This window comes from Chryseotalea sanaruensis (genome assembly GCF_003990915.1).
Taxonomy (GTDB): Bacteria; Bacteroidota; Bacteroidia; order Cytophagales; family Cyclobacteriaceae; genus Chryseotalea; species Chryseotalea sanaruensis.
The window spans coordinates 81,789-98,061 of the sequence record NZ_BHXQ01000005.1 but is presented as its reverse complement, the minus strand read 5'-3'; the positions used below and the strand labels follow the sequence as shown (position 1 = coordinate 98,061).

Below are 16,273 nucleotides of genomic sequence, written 5' to 3'. Positions count from 1 at the left end.
TTATTACAATTATACCTTATAAGGTATAAATTATAGATAATCACTATATTTATACCTCATAAGGTATAAAATGGAGACTAATAAGACTTCAGCATTTATAAAGAAAAAACGCAAAGTTTTGGGACTCACTCAACCGGAGCTTGCCGCAAAAGCAGGTGTTGGACTTCGCTTTATACGAGAAATTGAACAAGGGAAGTCAACATTGAGAATGGATAAGGTGAATGAAGTTTTAAAGTTATTTGGTCATGAATTAGGCCCAATACGTGTAGACAGATCAACCGATTAATACTATGCGTAAAGCCAAAGTTTTTATGCATAATGAACTGGCGGGGCTTCTCACTGAAAATGAAGAAGGCTACACATTCACCTATGATACCTATTATCTAGCTCAACAAAATAGTCTACCCGTTAGCCTGACTTTACCGATAACAAGCACCCCTTATCACAGCAAAACTCTTTTTGCATTTTTTGATGGTCTGATCCCTGAAGGATGGTTACTTGAAATTGCGGAGAGAAATTGGAAGTTAAAATCACGAGATCGTATGGGCTTACTTTTAGCATGCTGTCGTGATTGCATCGGGGCTGTAAGCATAATAGAAGAAGAATGAGCGTATCACGATGTCTATACTGCTATAAGTCACTTGTTAATGAAGAAGTAGTTTTTCATAAGATTTGTGCCCGTAAAATATTTGGAAGTGTTGTAGTTCCTGAATTAGCTTTTGATGAGGGGGAAATACAGGGACTAGCTGAAAAAGTTATTAGAAGCCAGTTTGCGCTTACAGGTGTTCAACCTAAACTTTCACTTGATATTGAGAAGAAACATAAAGACGCAGTTACTCGATTTACCATAGTTGGATTGTGGGGGAACTATATACTTAAACCACCTACGGATAAATTTCATTCACTGCCTGAAATAGAGGATTTAACAATGCACCTGGCTGAATTGAGCGGCATTGCTACAGTACCGCATACTTTAATTCGGCTAACCTCAGGAAACCTCGCTTATCTAACAAAGAGAGTTGACCGCAATAAGAAAAACAAACTTCATATGGAGGATATGTGTCAGTTGACGGAAAGACTAACCGAACATAAATACCATGGGTCTTATGAGCAAGTTGGGGAAGCTATTTTACGCCATTCACAAAATCCTGGTTTAGATACAATCAACTTTTTTGAACAAGTGCTGTTTAGCTTCCTTACTGGGAATGCGGATATGCATTTGAAGAATTTTTCATTACTAAATGTACCGGGCTTAGGTTATTCACTTTCACCTGCATACGATCACGTTGCTACAAAATTACTCATGCCTGAAGATGATGAAGACTTAGCATTGACACTTAACGGGAAGAAAAAGAAAATTAAAAAAGCTGATTTCGAAGAGGCCGCCACTAAACTGAATATATCAATACGATCGCGAGAAAATTCTATCAGTAAATTCAAGACACTTCTTTCAGTATGGAAAGATTTTGTCAATGTCAGCTTTCTTTCTGAGGAGCTGAAGATAAAATACATTGAATTATTAGAGAGTCGATGGTCCAGAATTTTCTAAGCCAGAGCCTACTCTTCGTACATAATCGTTAGCTCCACTCTTCTGTTCAAAGCTCTTTCTGCTTCATTTTTATTTGCATTTAGTGGCTCACGCATACCTTTACCATCTGCCAAAATACGATCAGCAGCTATGCCTTGCTCTACGATGAAACTTTTTATCACTTCAGCACGATAAATGGAGAGCTTCAAATTGAATTTATCAGAGCCTACATTATCTGTATGACCAACCAATTTTATTCTTAATTGAGGGTTATCTTTTAAGGCCTCTGCTAAATCTCCTAAATATTGAGATGATTCATCATCCAGATCAGCACTATTAAATTCAAAATTGAAATGCAAAGTGGTTTTCTCCACTACATAAGGCTCATGTTTAAGTGAGCCAGCTCGAGCCAATGTTGCTAAAGAATCTTGCTTATGCTTTAAGCGTGTACTCATTGTTTCTACCTTGCTATCACCCGATTCTTCAACGGCAGCTTTAATCGTTGACTGTTCCGTTGAGTCTTTTGTTATTGCAGCAGGCATAATTTGCTTTGAAGTAGTGGCCTTTGGTGCCGAAGCTTTTTCACTTGTTTTCTTGTTTGCAGATTTTCGTCTGGCCTTGGGTATTACCAGTCGTTTCAACTCCAAACCTATTTCAACTGCTCCAGTATTTGCTACATTACCTTTACCCGCAGGAAAATCATAACTCAGACCCAACGCAAATGTCTCTCGCTGAAATTGAATTCCGGTTATTATAGAACGCCCGGGAACAACCTTTGTAATAAAATTCAAATGATCATTAAAACCTCTCCATTTTGTAGTTAAATCGTAACGGGTAACTGTTCCAATATTAAAAAGTGCAGTATTAGAATTAATTGTAAAGAGTACTTCAGGCATAACACTTAGTTTGCCCCTTTTATAAATATTAGCACCAACTGAACCAACTACAGTACTATTCAATGTATTCGTTTCTTCAAGAAATGAATCATTAGGTTTATTGAAATCAAAAAAAGATATGCCAAAATAAGACATCGTGCTACCTCTTCGGTCAACTTGCTGCCAATGGAGACCGAGATTAAAAGAAACATAGTTTGTTCGTAAAGCTGTATTGTCTTCGCCATTAAAAATAGATTCATCAAAACCTCGATCCGGTATAAACTGAGCGCCTGTAAAAAGTTCATCCATGTTAAGTCGCTTACTTTGATATAGAACTTTTGTTCCCAGCGAAAGTGTCTGTCCTTTTGCTGGTGTAATATTGATGGCATAAGCAAGTGCCGCTTCTTGTGCTTGAAAAAGTGCCTGTTGCCCGGCACGGTCATCCATAAAGGATAAACCAAAGCCAGACCATCGTTTGCCATTACTGGCTATTAAAGGATACGAGACATCTAAAAAATTACTGGTTAGGTTAAATCCTCCAGCGGTTGGTTGATGTCGGAAATCCAAACTTACAGAGGCGTAATCGCTATTGGCTACTAGTGCAGGATTAATACGCTGTTTTGTAAAGTTATACTGACTAAATTGAAAGTATTGTGCCTGCACGAGATATCCAGGACCACTTAACAAAACAATTAACACACTTTTAATCAGTATCCTCATCGCACCAAAACAATTGATCCTTCTGTTTTACCATTAAGTCTAACAGTTTCACCAGAGGCCATAGATCCGGTTACTTTCCAAAAATAAACACCAGCAGGTTGCTTAATTCCATTACGTGTACCATCCCAACCAAGTTGAGTTGCTTCTATAGGATTGCTTACTTCATACACAAGATTTCCCTCTCTATTATAAATGGAAAATTTAAAAGAAGGAATTGCAGTTAAGCCATAGAGTTTTAGCTCATCATTCTTACCATCGTTATTTGGTGTAAATAAGCTCGGTACAAATCCAGTATTTTCAACAGTAATTTTTATTAGTGCCTGAGCGCTACAGTCTAGGGAATCATATCCGGTAACAATATAAGTTGTTGTTACAATCGGTGATGCAATAGGATTCGAAATAGAAGCGTCAGTCAATCGATCGGCAGGTATCCAGAGCCACCTTTCGGCACCTGATACATTTAACTGCACCTCTTGTCCTTTTAAGATTATAAATTCTTCATCATTCACTGTGAGCACAGGTTTACTTATGCGAATAGCTGTCCTTCTTGAGATTGCACAACCTTTATCATTCTGTATAGTTACAAACAGACTATCGGTAGTAGTTACCACGTAATCAATACTATCCTGACTCCCTAAATCTCCTTTTAACAAACTACTCCAAGCAACCAACTCCCAATCATGCTCTACACCAAATTTTATTGTTTCATTCTCGCAAGCATATCGTGTATAGTATTCCTTCTTAGTCGTATTGTTTATCTCTATCACAAAAATTTTAAGTGCTGCGCAGCCTGGAGCAGTTGGATCAAAATAAAACAACGTGTCTGATTTTTCGGCTGCAAAGCTATAACCATCTTTAAAACCTAAAAATCCTTCTGCAAATGAAAACCAAAGTGATTGTGGGGGTGAGGCAATCGCTACTTGTTCATTCGTACAAACCTGTAAATTTTCAGTTTGAATTTCATTACAGATTAGAGAGCCTGAACCTATGCACAATCCATTTTCACCAGAAAAAGTAGTAAATGAATTATCGATAGCCTGAATGGCAAATGAAACAGGCATGGAAGGCAAGCTATTATAAAGCTTAAAATTTTGAGTACCTGTATTGCCGTGCGACACCTTTAATCTACGTTCATTCAATAAATCGAACTCACCCATTTGCTGCGCACCAGAACCCTCAAGCATTACATCATAGGTAAGAGATGGGGTTATAGTATGATCATCTACCGCTTCGTCCCAGTAAAGAAAGAATCTATCGAAAACCGGAATACCTAAACCATTTGCTGGTGGTTGCGGCCCCTCATTAATACTTGAATTATTACGAAGGATAACTATTTCTAAAGAAGTTGATTGAATTAATTGAATCACATCGAGATCACCATCTCTGTCCATATCGGCAAAACGCTGCAAAAGAAGATTGTCGCTTTGAATTGTATCATAACCCTCGGTTGTTTGGATTAGGTTAAGCACACCATCCGATAAAGATTCGCCCCACAACTGAATATCTGCTTTCCCATCTGAATTAAAATCCGCAATAAAAGTTTGAGCGTTTATTAATTGTAACACACTATCTTTCTCCAAATGGGCTCCATTTTTACTTAGTAGCATACGATTGTTAGTGCTGCCTTGGTTATTTACACCTGAAAAAGAGATGTCAAAAACCCCATCACCATTCAAGTCACCTGACGACAAGTTTCCAAGCCATTCGTAACCACTTGTTGCGCTTAACTTAAACGCACCTTCATTAAGCAGAAAGCCAGTGAATATGGAGTCAACACTGTGTCGGCCACTGACAAAAACATCCATGTTACCATCGGCATTACTATCCAATACCTCTATAGCCTCAACAGCCATCGCTAGTGTATCCCCCACCGCATGCCAAGTGTTGTTTTGTTGTTTTTCAAAAATTACTAATTGCGATTTCCCATCTATGATTGTACTTCCAATCACCTCCTTGTTTCCGTTATTGTTCAGGTCAACAAACACCGACTTGGTAAATGTCGGAAGATTAATCTCTTCCTTTGTAAACAAGAAGTTTCCAGAATTTCGCAGCAGGCGAGTAGCTGATCCAAATAAAATTATGTCAATATCGTTATCATCATCATAATCGACTAACATATAGCTGATATAATCATTTACTGCTATAGCATTAGCCATGATGTCGGGCACATCAACTGTATCCCCTTTGACAAATAATATATAATGTAAATCCTCTACTGTTGAAACCAAGATGATTAGATCTAACAAGCCATCATTATCAAAATCTGCATGATCTATTTCTGCTGAGTTTATAGAATCCGGTAAGGGTAAAGTTTGTGTTACTTCAAAACGCTGACCGTGTGCTCGGAAACAAGCCAGTAAGGCTATTAAAATGACTAACGTTCTCATAAGTTTTAGTTAGTTTGTTCTTTTACGGATTGGATTTGAAAGGTTAATGGCAATGACAACCGACTTGATACCGGTTCATTATTTAATGTTGCGGGTTTCCAGGCTGGCATGTTTAAGATCAGTCGCTTAGCTTCTTCTTCAAATGCCTCTCCCAATGAATTTGCATATTGTAAATTTTCCGGAAGCCCATCTTCATTAATTGTAAAGCTTACTGTTAGAACTCCCTGAATAGAATCTTTTAGCGCTGCAACAGGGTAAATAAGCTCTGTATTGAAGTAATCATACAAATGAGCGTAGCCCTCTAATGGTTCCGCCTGAACATAAACAGGTGTTGGAGCTGGCAGCGCAGTCTCCTTCTTTATAGTAGGCTTTTGCTTTGGCGTTTGAACTGTTGGTAATTTTTGCTGTGCTTCAGATTGCTTCACCTCATTGTCAGCAATACTTTTTGTTACTATGCCATTGTCTGTCTTCTCCGCTGGAACTGGCTCAACCTTAACCATCTCATCATTTACTATTTCCTGTTTCTTATCTATTGTCAGGTATATAACTGATGATCCAATAATAACAAAACCTAAAATGGAAACAATCCACTTCAATCCGTTTATGCCTGTATTGGTTCTTGAGGTGGTGCTGTGCTGATACTTTTTTAATAAAGCATCAAAATTCTTGAAGCGATCTATCTCTTCATCGGCTATTCTCTGACGCTCATTCATTATCGTTACTTTATTTTTCATGCTTTTCCAACAAAATATTTTTTAAGTTTCTCAAGTGTACGGTAAGTCTTTACTTTGGCATACACTTCTGAAATGTTTAAAATGGCTGCAACCTCTTTAAATGGTCTGCTTTCAAAAAAGCGCAACTCTAGTAGATGAAGTTCATCGGGCTCCAATCTCTGTAACAACTCTTCCAATCTAACTTGTAAATGTTCTAAAGAAAATTCTTCAGTTAATTCTGAATGCAGCGCTTGTAATTGTGCTTCTTCAATAGCCACGTAGCGTTGTTTTGCCTGACTTCTAAAGAAATCGTTTATTTCATTTATAGCAATACGGTACAACCATGCTGAAAATGGAAGCCCTTTATATTGATAACGCTTTATGTTTTGAAGTGCTTTTAAGAAAACCTGAGAAGTGAGGTCTGCACATAGTTCTTTTTCACCAACACGATGTAGTACAAATAAGAAAATGGTTTTGTAATAATGATCATACAGCGGCCGAAATGCTTCTGCGTTAAGCTTTGCCTGATCAATCAGGTATGGTTCATTTATAAGTGTTTTAGAAGTCTGTATCATACAAGCATTCAACAACCAAAACGGCAGATTGCGAAAAAGATACAGGCTACAGCAAACTTTTATTTAATCAGTTTCCTTATAATCTTGTTCAAACCCTTATCATTTTGCTCTATTGCTAAAGCGTATTTCATCAATGGAGCCGAAATGATAATACTGAGAAGAACCGTTAACAGAATAGCCACAAAAATCGCTTCACTAATTATACCTGCCTGTAAGGCTAAAGTTCCTAAAATAATTTCCAAAGTACCGTGTGTATTCATGCCCATACCAACGGCCAGTGACTGGCTGCCGGATAGACCTCCTAATCTGGCGCCAATCGTAACACCAATAGTTTTACTTAAGAATGACAAGATGAAAATTACAGCCACAATGCCTAAGCTAAAGCTTTCAAATACATTCACGTATAGTCCAATCGAAATGAAGAACAGTGGAGCAAAGATGTTATTCACAAACTGATGTACAATCTCTTTCGCACGTTCGCTAAAATGTTCTGAATCGCCCAAGACAACACCAAAAATAAATGCGCCAAAAATTGCATGTATTCCGATGTACTCTGTTAAAGCAGCAGATAAGAAGCAAAGTCCGAGCGATAAAGAAAGTACACCCCCTGGCCATGCAAGGTTTTTATTAATCCATGGAAGAACTCTGTTAAACAAACCTCGACCAAGTGTGAGCATAAAAAATGCAAAACCAATTGTCATTCCAACTGTCTGAGCAAACGTGTGTGTTTGATGGCCATTGCCGATCATACTGAGTATGATTGTAAAAATCATCCAGCATATCAGGTCAACAATCATGGCAGAGGAAATAATCAGCATTCCCATTTTACTACGCATAAGGTTGAGATCCATCAGTATTCTGGCCACTACGGGTAGGGCTGTCATCCCCATAACTGTAGCAATGAAAAGTGCAAATACCAAAATGTTTTTTTCTTCAATACCAAAGAAAGAGGGAAGCAAATAGGTAACGGTGAATCCTGCAACAAAAGGTATGGTTAAAGCAAAGAAACTTACTAGCAAAGCTTGTTTCCCTTGCTTCCAAACAATATGAAGATCAACCTCTAATCCTGCAATAAAAAGCAGCAATACAACAGAGAGTTGAACAATTCCATCTAACACTAATTTTGATGAACCTGTTTGAGGAAATAACCATTGGAAAATGTCAGGTGCAAATAAGCCTAGTAAAGAGGGGCCTAATAAAATGCCAGCAATTATTTCACCAACCACTGAAGGCTGCTTAAGTCTGCGTGCTATTTCGCCAAAGAAACGGCTCACCAACAACATGGCACCTAATTGCAATAGCAAGAGTATTATTTGGTGAGAAGCAATTTTATCCATTGCTAGCCTCCTTCCTGTTTGTTGGTTTCACAATTAACAAATTGCAGGGCAGGTCCTGAAAAATATATTCAAGATCGTGCGTAAATACACGATCAAATAAAAAAAACCTGCGAGGCGATGCACCCACTACTAATAAATCAGCTTGTTTGCGTTGTGCAAACTTTGATAACTCAAAACCTGATTTACCGGATAAAAGCTTAATATTTATTTTAACTCCCTCATGTGGAACTTTATGCAGTAATTGTTCTACACTTTCAATCTCTGTTTTAAGTAGTCCATTGCGCACCTCATTATATTCTTCTTCAGTGCAATCGTCAACAGCTGCCATGCTTAAGCCATAGAACTTTACTTCTCGCACAACGTGTACCCATGACGCTTCATCATGCCGTGCGATGTTACACGCCATACCCAAAGCTTCATGTACGTAAGCACTGTCCTCAGCATTCAACACAATATTGGAAAAAGGTTTAGGATCAAGCACGGGGTTAGTAAGCATTAAAACCGAGCAATTGGCCTTGCGCAAAATTTTACGGGCAATTGAACCCAGGTAATGCTGCATTAGATTTTCTTTTTTCAACGCACCAGCAATAAGCAGATCAACTCCCTCCTCATGGCATGCTTTTAAAATACTTTCTGCGGGATCACCCTTCTTCCACAAAATTTTAATTCGTTCTTTATCAAGATTGTAGTTAGCAATTAGCTGCGCTACCTTTTCCTCAGCCTCTTTCGATTTGTCACCTACATGAACAAGCACCAAAAGGCTGTTGTAAAGATGCACCAATCGCATGGCCTCAGCCATAATGGCTTCCATGCGTGGCGAAAAAGCAAGAGCCAGTCCAATCTTCCTGATTTTTGTCAATGACATTAACTACAAATAAGTAAAAATCTTGTAATTAAACGAATAGTCAACGTTTGCATAGACCATTATTCGCTTTTTACATAAAACCTTGCATGCATTTTACGAACTACCAAAATGGAGAAAGCCAGCTATACGAGTTGAATACCTTTGTGTTGTGAAACTGAGCTGCGCAAACTTCAAAAAGACTATTCGTGACCTCATTATTGGTGAGGGTAATTATATAGAATCAAGAGGTCAGTATAAAAGAGCCATGCTATCTGGACAATTTGCATTAATGGCAATGCTCATACTTATAATCTACCTGCTTATTGAAATTATCATCCGTAATGTAACTCCGTTAATTGCAATGGTCTATGTTGTGCCTCTCTTTTTGCTGAGTTACTCCATACGTTATCACCGCAAGGGTGAACATTGTACTGCCAACTATTTTCTGTTACCTACCATAAATATTGTTGTGTATTTACTTGCTTCGAGTGAATCGCCAAATTCGGGAGCCTTCATTTACTTTTTATTAACCAGTATGGCTTCCTTTGTTGTCTTCGATTACAACATGCGCTTATGGTCTATACTTTTTGCGGCCTTTACATACACACTTTTTGTATTCGCTTACTTTATCGATTTTTCTTTTCTGCCGAAAAGGGACTATACGCAAGATGAGCTATTGTTGAATGTAATCATCAATTTCTCTATTGGCTTACCAACGGGAGCCATGATGGTTTATTTACTCATTAACCTCAATTACTATAACGATATGCAGCTTGTACAAAACAATAAGCTGTTAATGAAAGCCAATAACGAATTAGACCGATTTGTTTACAGCACTTCACATGACCTTCGTGCTCCGCTTACTTCGTTGTTAGGGTTGATCAATATTATTGACAACAGCCATGATAAAACAGAATCCGCACGTTACCTAAGCATGATGCGCGACAGGGTTGCTTCCCTTGACAAATTCATAAAAGATATTACCGATTACTCGCGTAACAACCGTCTTCATGTGGGGAAGGAAAATATTAATTTAGCTAATTTGGTTAATGAGGTGTGGGAAACACTCCACTATGCACCAGAAGCACAGCACATTCATTTTGAATCAGACATACCAAGCGATCTTGAGGTTTTATCAGACCGAAGCAGACTAACCATTATATTGTCTAACTTGATTTCAAACGCCATTCGCTACCACGATAAGGGAAAAGATACACGGTTTATTCGTCTACATGTTCTCACAACAGATTTTGGTTTCTATCTAAAAGTTGAAGATAACGGTCAAGGCATTTCCCCAGAGTACCACCAACGCGTTTTTGATATGTTCTATCGTGCAAATGAAAAATCGCAAGGTTCCGGGCTCGGATTGTATATTGTAAAAGAAACACTAGATAAACTTTCAGGCTCTATACATCTCGAATCAACGCTGGGCATAGGCTCTACATTTACTGTTCGGCTTCCAGTAAGAACTAATTGATAGTTTGATCGGTAATGGTTAGGGTATTTCCTATTAGGTTTGTGTTATACTGAACTAACGGTCTCCAGGCAGCGCCACCACTAGGGTTACCGTTGTCAAAGTGGAAAGTAGAACCACAGCATGCATCATTCATAAAAAGTCCAGAAGGATGAACATTAACAGTTGCGCAAGCGTCTTGCGGTTGAAAAGAGCAGTTCCTTTCAAATGCTAATATTGTCGCGGTATTAAGCCTGTATAAAATTATTCCGCGTGTACCACCTGAACTTAATTCTTTATAACCTCCAGTTGATTGTAAAGTAGAATAACTCGGTAAAGCAATGTTCAGCACAATTGGTTCAAAGGGAACCAAAGGGATTTGATCATCGCTTAATTGCGGCTGACAAGAAAAGAGCATCGCCAGCACAACCAGAAAAAACTGATATTTCTTAAGACTTCGAGTAATCATAAAATCCCTTTCCACTTTTCTTACCCAAGTGTCCTGCCAAAACCTTTTGCTCTTGCACACGGCTTGGTCGGAAGCGCGGTTCTTGATGAAATCCATTGTATAACGAAGAGGTAACCGAAAAATTGATGTCAATCCCTATTAAATCCATTAACTCAAATGCACCCATTCTGAAACCAGAAGCGCGCAATAATTCATCAACTTGCTGGTGAGTTGCCACACCTTCTTCAACAAGTTTTAAGGCTTCGACATAAAAATGTCTGGCCACACGATTTACAATAAAGCCGGGGGCATCATTTGCAATAACCGACACCTTACCAATTGCCTTTACAAACTCTTGCAACTTTTCAATCACTACATGGTCTGTAGCAACACCACTGATAATTTCTACCAACTTCATAACCGGAGCAGGATTGAAGAAATGAAGACCTGCCAAACGCTCAGGGTGACGCAAAGAAGCAGCGAGTTGCGTTATAGGTATCGATGAAGTGTTTGAAGTAAGGATGGCTGAAGGAGACACCACTTTTTCTATGGCCGTAAATAATTTTCGTTTAGCTTCAGCATCTTCAACAATGGCCTCTACTACCAAATCGGCAGGCACATCAACTGTTTCAGTACCTTTAATACGGCCTGCAATGGCCACCGATTCCTCTTGTGTCAATTTGTTTTTACCAACAAGTAACGAAAGACTCTTATCTATATTGAGTAAGCCACGCTGTATAAATTCGGGTTGAACATCGAACAAATAAACAGCATAACCAGCCTGAGCACAAACTTGTGCTATTCCTTGTCCCATGGTACCGGCACCCGCTACTAAAATTGTTTTAATGTTTTTCATATGGTTCTGTAAAATTCTTTGATCGATTCGCACACATAACTTATTTGCGCGTGCTGCAACTCTGGATATATAGGTAATGAAAGTATTTCGTTTTGTAGCTGATAAACTACTGGAAAATCCTTATCGCTGTGTTGAAGATAAGCATAAGCCGGTTCGAAAGGCAAGGCTAACGGATAGTGTATGTCTGTGGTTATCCCTTTATTGGCCAAATAATCCTGTAAGGCATTCCGTTGCTTAGCTTTTATCACAAATTGATGATAGGTGTGTTTAGCAGTTGCAGGTTTCTTTGGTAGCTGGATTTCATTAACTAAACCTAGTTCACTGAAATATTGTTCTGCATGGTTAATTCTGGCAGCGTTCCACTGATCAATGTATTTCAATTTCACAGAAAGGATAGCGGCTTGCAGTTCATCCAGCCTGCTATTGATTCCCTCGAAAAGATGTTCATTTTTAGTTAGCCCTCCATGGTTAGCGAGTCTTCTTACCTTATCAGCTAATGTGTGATTGTAGCTTACCACACAACCGGCATCACCCATAGCTCCGAGGTTTTTTGTAGGGTAAAAACTAAAAGCAGCAACATCGCCAACTGTTCCTGTCAGGGATTTAGCAAAAGCAGAGAAATGTGCTTGCGCACAATCTTCGATTAAAAACAAATCATGCTTCTCACAAAAAAGTTTGAGCGCATGAAACTCACAAGGTTGACCGTAGAGGTGAACAGCGATGATCGCTTTTGTTTTCTTGCTAAGTGCCTTTGTTGCTTTGTATAAATCGATGGTAAAGTAATCCGAATCAACATCAACAAATACTGGCTTTGCCCCCAATTGAGAAATAACCTCGGCAGTAGAAATCCAACTTAGGGCAGGAGTCAATACTTCGTCTCCAGCTTTGATGTCTAAGGCCTTTAGTGACAACAGTAATGCATCTGTACCATTACCAACACCGATGCAGTTCGCAATGTTAAGTTTCTGAGCAAAAGCTTTTTCAAAGCTATCTACATACCCGTGTTTAATGTATTGACCTGAAGCCATTACCTCAGCCACAGCAACGTCAATTTCCTGTTGAATGCTTTTGTACTGAGCGGCAAGATCAATAAAAGGCACCTTCATAAAAGGCCTTTAAACTACAGTGCTAAACTGGCGTAAAAAACGAAGGTCATTTTCAGAATAAAGTCGCAGGTCATTAACCTGGTAGCGCAGCATCGTGATGCGTTCAATACCCATACCGAAAGCAAAACCGGTATACTCTTCAGGGTCGATACCACAATTTTTTAACACATTGGGGTGCACCATGCCTGAGCCGGCAATTTCTACCCAGCCGCTGTATTTACACACGTTACAGCCTTTGCCCTTGCAGATAAGGCATGAGATATCAATCTCAGCGCTGGGCTCAGTGAAAGGGAAGAATGAAGGACGGAAACGGATCTTTGTATCCTGTCCGTACATTTCCTTTGCAAAATGATAGAGCGTTTGCTTTAGGTCTGCAAAGCCTACATTTTTATCTACATATAAACCCTCCACCTGGTGGAAGAAACAGTGCGCCCTTGCTGATATCGCTTCATTTCGGTATACACGGCCAGGCATGATGGCGCGAATGGGAGGCTTTTGATCCTTCATTAAGCGTACCTGTACATTACTGGTATGGGTACGTAATAGTAAGTCTTGTTCGGCACCATTTTGTCCTTTCTTCTCTACGAAAAAAGTATCCTGCATTTCACGGGCAGGGTGGTTTTCAGGGAAGTTAAGGGCAGAGAAATTATGCCAATCGTCTTCAATTTCAGGACCATCAGCTACAGAGAAGCCAAGTCGCTCGAATATTTCTATAATGCGATTTCGTGTAAGCGTAAGCGGGTGCTGATTGCCCAGCTTTTCCGGTACAGGGGGCAAAGTAAAGTCAATGTCCAGCGTTGCTTTGGAAGCGCTTGATTCAAGCTTTTCCTGCCATTCACTAAACCTTGCTTCAGCAAGCTGCTTAAGCTCGTTAAGGGTTTTCCCAACCTTCTGCTTTTCTTCTTTGGAAAGCTTCTTTAACTCTTCAAATAACTCACCAATAGCGCCTTTTTTACTGACAAATTGAAGTCTGTAGTTTTCCAACTCTTCTTTCGAAGAAATGGCAAACTCTTTTACCTGAAGCAATAATTCGTTGATCTTACTTTCCATATTTTAAATATCCTTTACCGCTTTTCTCCGCAAAATAAGCCGATCCAAAAACACACTTAAAATCAATGAGAAAATTAGCAGGCCTAGAAGAACCCAATTCTCACCAAGTTTGTGTGCTGCAATTGCTAATCCAATGTAGACAAGGTGTACTGTTGCCAAAATCATGGTAGATTGACCATGAGACATACCAAGACGCATAATGGCATGATGGATATGGCTTTTGTCAGGTTTGAGTGGCGACTGCCCTTTCGATAATCTAAGTATAATGATGCGCGCAGTATCGATTAGTGGTATAATAATGGCACAGGCTGCTGTTGCCACTGAGGCCATGAATTTATATGGAGCTCCGGAATCAAGTGTGCTATTGACGTTGATGAAATGTACTGTCATGATAGACAACGTGAGGCCTATTACCAGGGCACCCGTGTCACCCATAAAGATTTCCGAAGGATCCCAGTTAAAAATTAAGAAAGCTAGTATAGCGCCAAACATGGAAAAAGCTAAAATTGAAAAAACCAAATCCCCAGCTAAAAAGAACCACACACCAAAAAACAAAAGTGCAATGCTCGAAATAGTCCCTGCTAAACCGTCAAGTCCATCAATCAGATTAAAGGCATTTGTAATAACAATAATGGTAGCCAATGTAAGGGCATAACTAAGTCCCAGTGGTATCTCGTGAATTGTTAAGAGTCCGTAAAAACCTGTTAGTCTGATATCAAAAAAGAAAATGAGAAAGCAAGCTGCTATAATCTGCCCCAACAATTTAATGTAAGCTCTTAAGGGCACAAGGTCATCCCTCACACCAATCAAAAAAACCATCGATAATGGCACTAATAAGAACTTGATTTTCGCCAGATCAGGAAAATCCAGCCACATAATAACCGCCAAAAAAAAACCTAAGAAAATAGCCACCCCACCTAAGGAGGGTGTTATTTTTTTATGAATCTTCCTCCTGCCGGGAATATCTACCAGGTTTTTACTAAGCGAGTACTTAATAACTACAGGTAGTATTAAGAAAGATATAACAAAGGCAGTTACGGTGGCAGCTACTAAATTGGCCATGGGCACATTTTAGCGCAAAGTAAGAAAAAAGAGCTTTAGATCATCAAATTTGCTTGTGATCCTGTTTCTTCTCTGGTAAATAGTTAAAGACCATAAGGAAGAAATAGAAAAATGCTATACCCTTTTGGACACTCAGGAAAGATTCGGTTAACATAACCAGGGCCACCAGCATATTGAACATTAAGAAAGTGTAGTTGGATTGTTTACTTGATTTCCAAAAGGAATAGCTCAAGATGGCTAGAAAACAGAGCAGTTCAACTAAACCATTTCTAGCCATGAATTGCAAATATTGATTATGGGCATTATAGTTATTGCTTATACCCTCCTCATAACCAATCTTTGCATAGCCTTCATTTAATAAAACTTGGGTGTCTCCAGTCCCAGCCCCAAAGAGTGGTGCTTGTTTTATCCCCTCTATGGCTCCCTGCCAGATCATTAACCGTTGATCAAAAGCCTTGGAAACTGTCCGTCCATAGGTATTAATAAAATCAGGAGTACCATCTTTATCGAGCAAAAAAGTCAGTAATGTGACTAGTAATAAAATAAAAGCAACCCACCAGCCACGTTTTTTTAAAACTATCACTAAATAAATGATTAGTAGTGTGGGGAGTAACAGAAGAGCTGTTTTAGAACGCAGGAAGCATATCATGCTTATTGCAAAAAAAATTACCACGACAATTATCACTCGGGGTCTTATTGAAAGGGATTTTCCATTAGTTCTTAAAGTCTCTAACAAGAAAAAAATAATCAACAGAAAGTAAACCGAAAGATAAAGTGGTTGAAGAAAAATATGAGCGGTAAAACTTTTGTGACCATGAAAAAGGATTTGTAAAAATGCTTTTTTATCTAATACTCCCCAGGTATAGATAAAACCGTAAATAGTTAAGACAATACAACTAATTGAGAAAAATTTCAGAAGCTTTTGATCTGTAATATTGGTTGTCTGTAGTAGTGAGAAAATTGGGATAAGGGCTATTGGGTAAATGGCTCTCTCAAGTTCATCTAATCCATTTTCAATATTAGTAGTATAAATCATGCCAGAGGCAATGACAATAAAATGCAAAAGAATCAAGGTATTAACCTCACGAAGCTCCCATTTGTGGCTAAAAATGCTCTTTTGGATCAGGGCAAAAGAGAATAATACCAAGAAAAGTATAACCGTTAAATTGTGAAATTTAATTGGAAGAGGTATTGTTATGGTTAGCAATAACACTGTCAAATAAACCAGTGTGTGTAATAAAGAATTTTTGGTCAATTGCCCCCAAGTCATACTCAATTCTACGAAAAATATAAAAAATTGGATCAAAAGTAAAATTGGC

The 16,273-nt window shown here is 38.7% G+C and carries 16 protein-coding genes; 4 read left to right on the top strand and 12 right to left on the bottom strand.

From position 1 onward, the window contains the following. Window positions 1-70: 70 nt before the first annotated feature. From SanaruYs_RS13670 to SanaruYs_RS13660, 3 genes are read left to right on the top strand one after another with little or no spacing between them, the layout of a single operon-like run. Window positions 71-286 carry a helix-turn-helix transcriptional regulator gene (locus SanaruYs_RS13670; protein ID WP_127123146.1) on the top strand — a complete coding sequence of 72 codons (216 nt, stop codon included), beginning with the start codon at window positions 71-73 and terminating at the stop codon, window positions 284-286. Between the two features lie 4 nt (window positions 287-290). Beyond that, window positions 291-608 carry a HipA N-terminal domain-containing protein gene (locus tag SanaruYs_RS13665; RefSeq protein ID WP_127123145.1) on the top strand — a complete coding sequence of 106 codons (318 nt, stop codon included), beginning with the start codon at window positions 291-293 and terminating at the stop codon, window positions 606-608. Beyond that, entirely contained in the window at window positions 605-1,549 is a 945-nt protein-coding gene (locus SanaruYs_RS13660) for a HipA domain-containing protein (RefSeq protein ID WP_127123144.1), read from the top strand. The genes SanaruYs_RS13665 and SanaruYs_RS13660 overlap by 4 nt, the downstream gene beginning before the upstream one ends. Window positions 1,550-1,557: 8 nt before the next feature. Here the strand turns inward: SanaruYs_RS13660 and SanaruYs_RS13655 are convergent, their stop codons facing one another. Genes SanaruYs_RS13655 through SanaruYs_RS13630 form a run of 6 tightly spaced genes read right to left on the bottom strand, consistent with a single transcriptional unit; the run spans window position 1,558 to window position 9,000 of the window. Further along, window positions 1,558-3,123 carry a PorP/SprF family type IX secretion system membrane protein gene (locus SanaruYs_RS13655; protein WP_127123143.1) on the bottom strand — a complete coding sequence of 522 codons (1,566 nt, stop codon included), beginning with the start codon at window positions 3,121-3,123 and terminating at the stop codon, window positions 1,558-1,560. Then, on the bottom strand, window positions 3,120-5,510 hold the full coding sequence (locus SanaruYs_RS13650; protein WP_127123142.1) for a T9SS type B sorting domain-containing protein: 2,391 nt from the start codon (window positions 5,508-5,510) through the stop codon (window positions 3,120-3,122). The genes SanaruYs_RS13655 and SanaruYs_RS13650 overlap by 4 nt, the downstream gene beginning before the upstream one ends. A gap of 5 nt (window positions 5,511-5,515) precedes the next feature. Then, window positions 5,516-6,244: an energy transducer TonB gene (locus SanaruYs_RS13645; RefSeq protein ID WP_127123141.1), complete on the bottom strand. Its 729-nt coding sequence runs from the start codon at window positions 6,242-6,244 to the stop codon at window positions 5,516-5,518. Beyond that, window positions 6,241-6,798, bottom strand: coding sequence for an RNA polymerase sigma factor (locus tag SanaruYs_RS13640; RefSeq protein WP_127123140.1), 558 nt, complete (start codon window positions 6,796-6,798; stop codon window positions 6,241-6,243). Before SanaruYs_RS13640 ends, SanaruYs_RS13645 begins: the two co-directional genes overlap by 4 nt. A 59-nt stretch (window positions 6,799-6,857) precedes the next feature. Further along, entirely contained in the window at window positions 6,858-8,135 is a 1,278-nt protein-coding gene (locus SanaruYs_RS13635) for a cation:proton antiporter (RefSeq protein ID WP_127123139.1), read from the bottom strand. Next, window positions 8,128-9,000 (bottom strand): universal stress protein, encoded by an 873-nt coding sequence (locus SanaruYs_RS13630; protein ID WP_127123138.1) that lies wholly within the window; start codon window positions 8,998-9,000, stop codon window positions 8,128-8,130. Before SanaruYs_RS13630 ends, SanaruYs_RS13635 begins: the two co-directional genes overlap by 8 nt. 148 nt (window positions 9,001-9,148) lie before the next feature. On the opposite strand from SanaruYs_RS13630, the gene SanaruYs_RS13625 reads away from it, so the two are divergent. Next, entirely contained in the window at window positions 9,149-10,456 is a 1,308-nt protein-coding gene (locus SanaruYs_RS13625; RefSeq protein WP_127123137.1) for a sensor histidine kinase, read from the top strand. Here the strand turns inward: SanaruYs_RS13625 and SanaruYs_RS13620 are convergent. The 6 genes from SanaruYs_RS13620 to SanaruYs_RS13595 are packed head-to-tail and all read right to left on the bottom strand — an operon-like array spanning window position 10,449 to window position 16,260. Next, entirely contained in the window at window positions 10,449-10,901 is a 453-nt protein-coding gene (locus SanaruYs_RS13620) for a hypothetical protein (protein ID WP_127123136.1), read from the bottom strand. The two genes, SanaruYs_RS13625 and SanaruYs_RS13620, sit on opposite strands and share 8 nt — an antisense overlap. Beyond that, window positions 10,882-11,736 (bottom strand): 3-hydroxyacyl-CoA dehydrogenase NAD-binding domain-containing protein, encoded by an 855-nt coding sequence (locus SanaruYs_RS13615; RefSeq protein WP_127123135.1) that lies wholly within the window; start codon window positions 11,734-11,736, stop codon window positions 10,882-10,884. The genes SanaruYs_RS13620 and SanaruYs_RS13615 overlap by 20 nt, the downstream gene beginning before the upstream one ends. Continuing rightward, complete coding sequence (locus SanaruYs_RS13610) at window positions 11,733-12,842, bottom strand: DegT/DnrJ/EryC1/StrS family aminotransferase (protein ID WP_127123134.1); 1,110 nt, start codon at window positions 12,840-12,842, stop codon at window positions 11,733-11,735. The genes SanaruYs_RS13615 and SanaruYs_RS13610 overlap by 4 nt, the downstream gene beginning before the upstream one ends. 9 nt (window positions 12,843-12,851) lie before the next feature. Further along, on the bottom strand, window positions 12,852-13,892 hold the full coding sequence (gene pheS, locus SanaruYs_RS13605; protein ID WP_127123133.1) for a phenylalanine--tRNA ligase subunit alpha: 1,041 nt from the start codon (window positions 13,890-13,892) through the stop codon (window positions 12,852-12,854). Window positions 13,893-13,895: 3 nt separating this feature from the next. After that, complete coding sequence (locus tag SanaruYs_RS13600; protein ID WP_127123132.1) at window positions 13,896-14,954, bottom strand: glycosyltransferase family 4 protein; 1,059 nt, start codon at window positions 14,952-14,954, stop codon at window positions 13,896-13,898. Window positions 14,955-14,997: 43 nt separating this feature from the next. Further along, window positions 14,998-16,260, bottom strand: coding sequence for an O-antigen ligase family protein (locus SanaruYs_RS13595; RefSeq protein WP_127123131.1), 1,263 nt, complete (start codon window positions 16,258-16,260; stop codon window positions 14,998-15,000). Window positions 16,261-16,273: the final 13 nt, after the last annotated feature.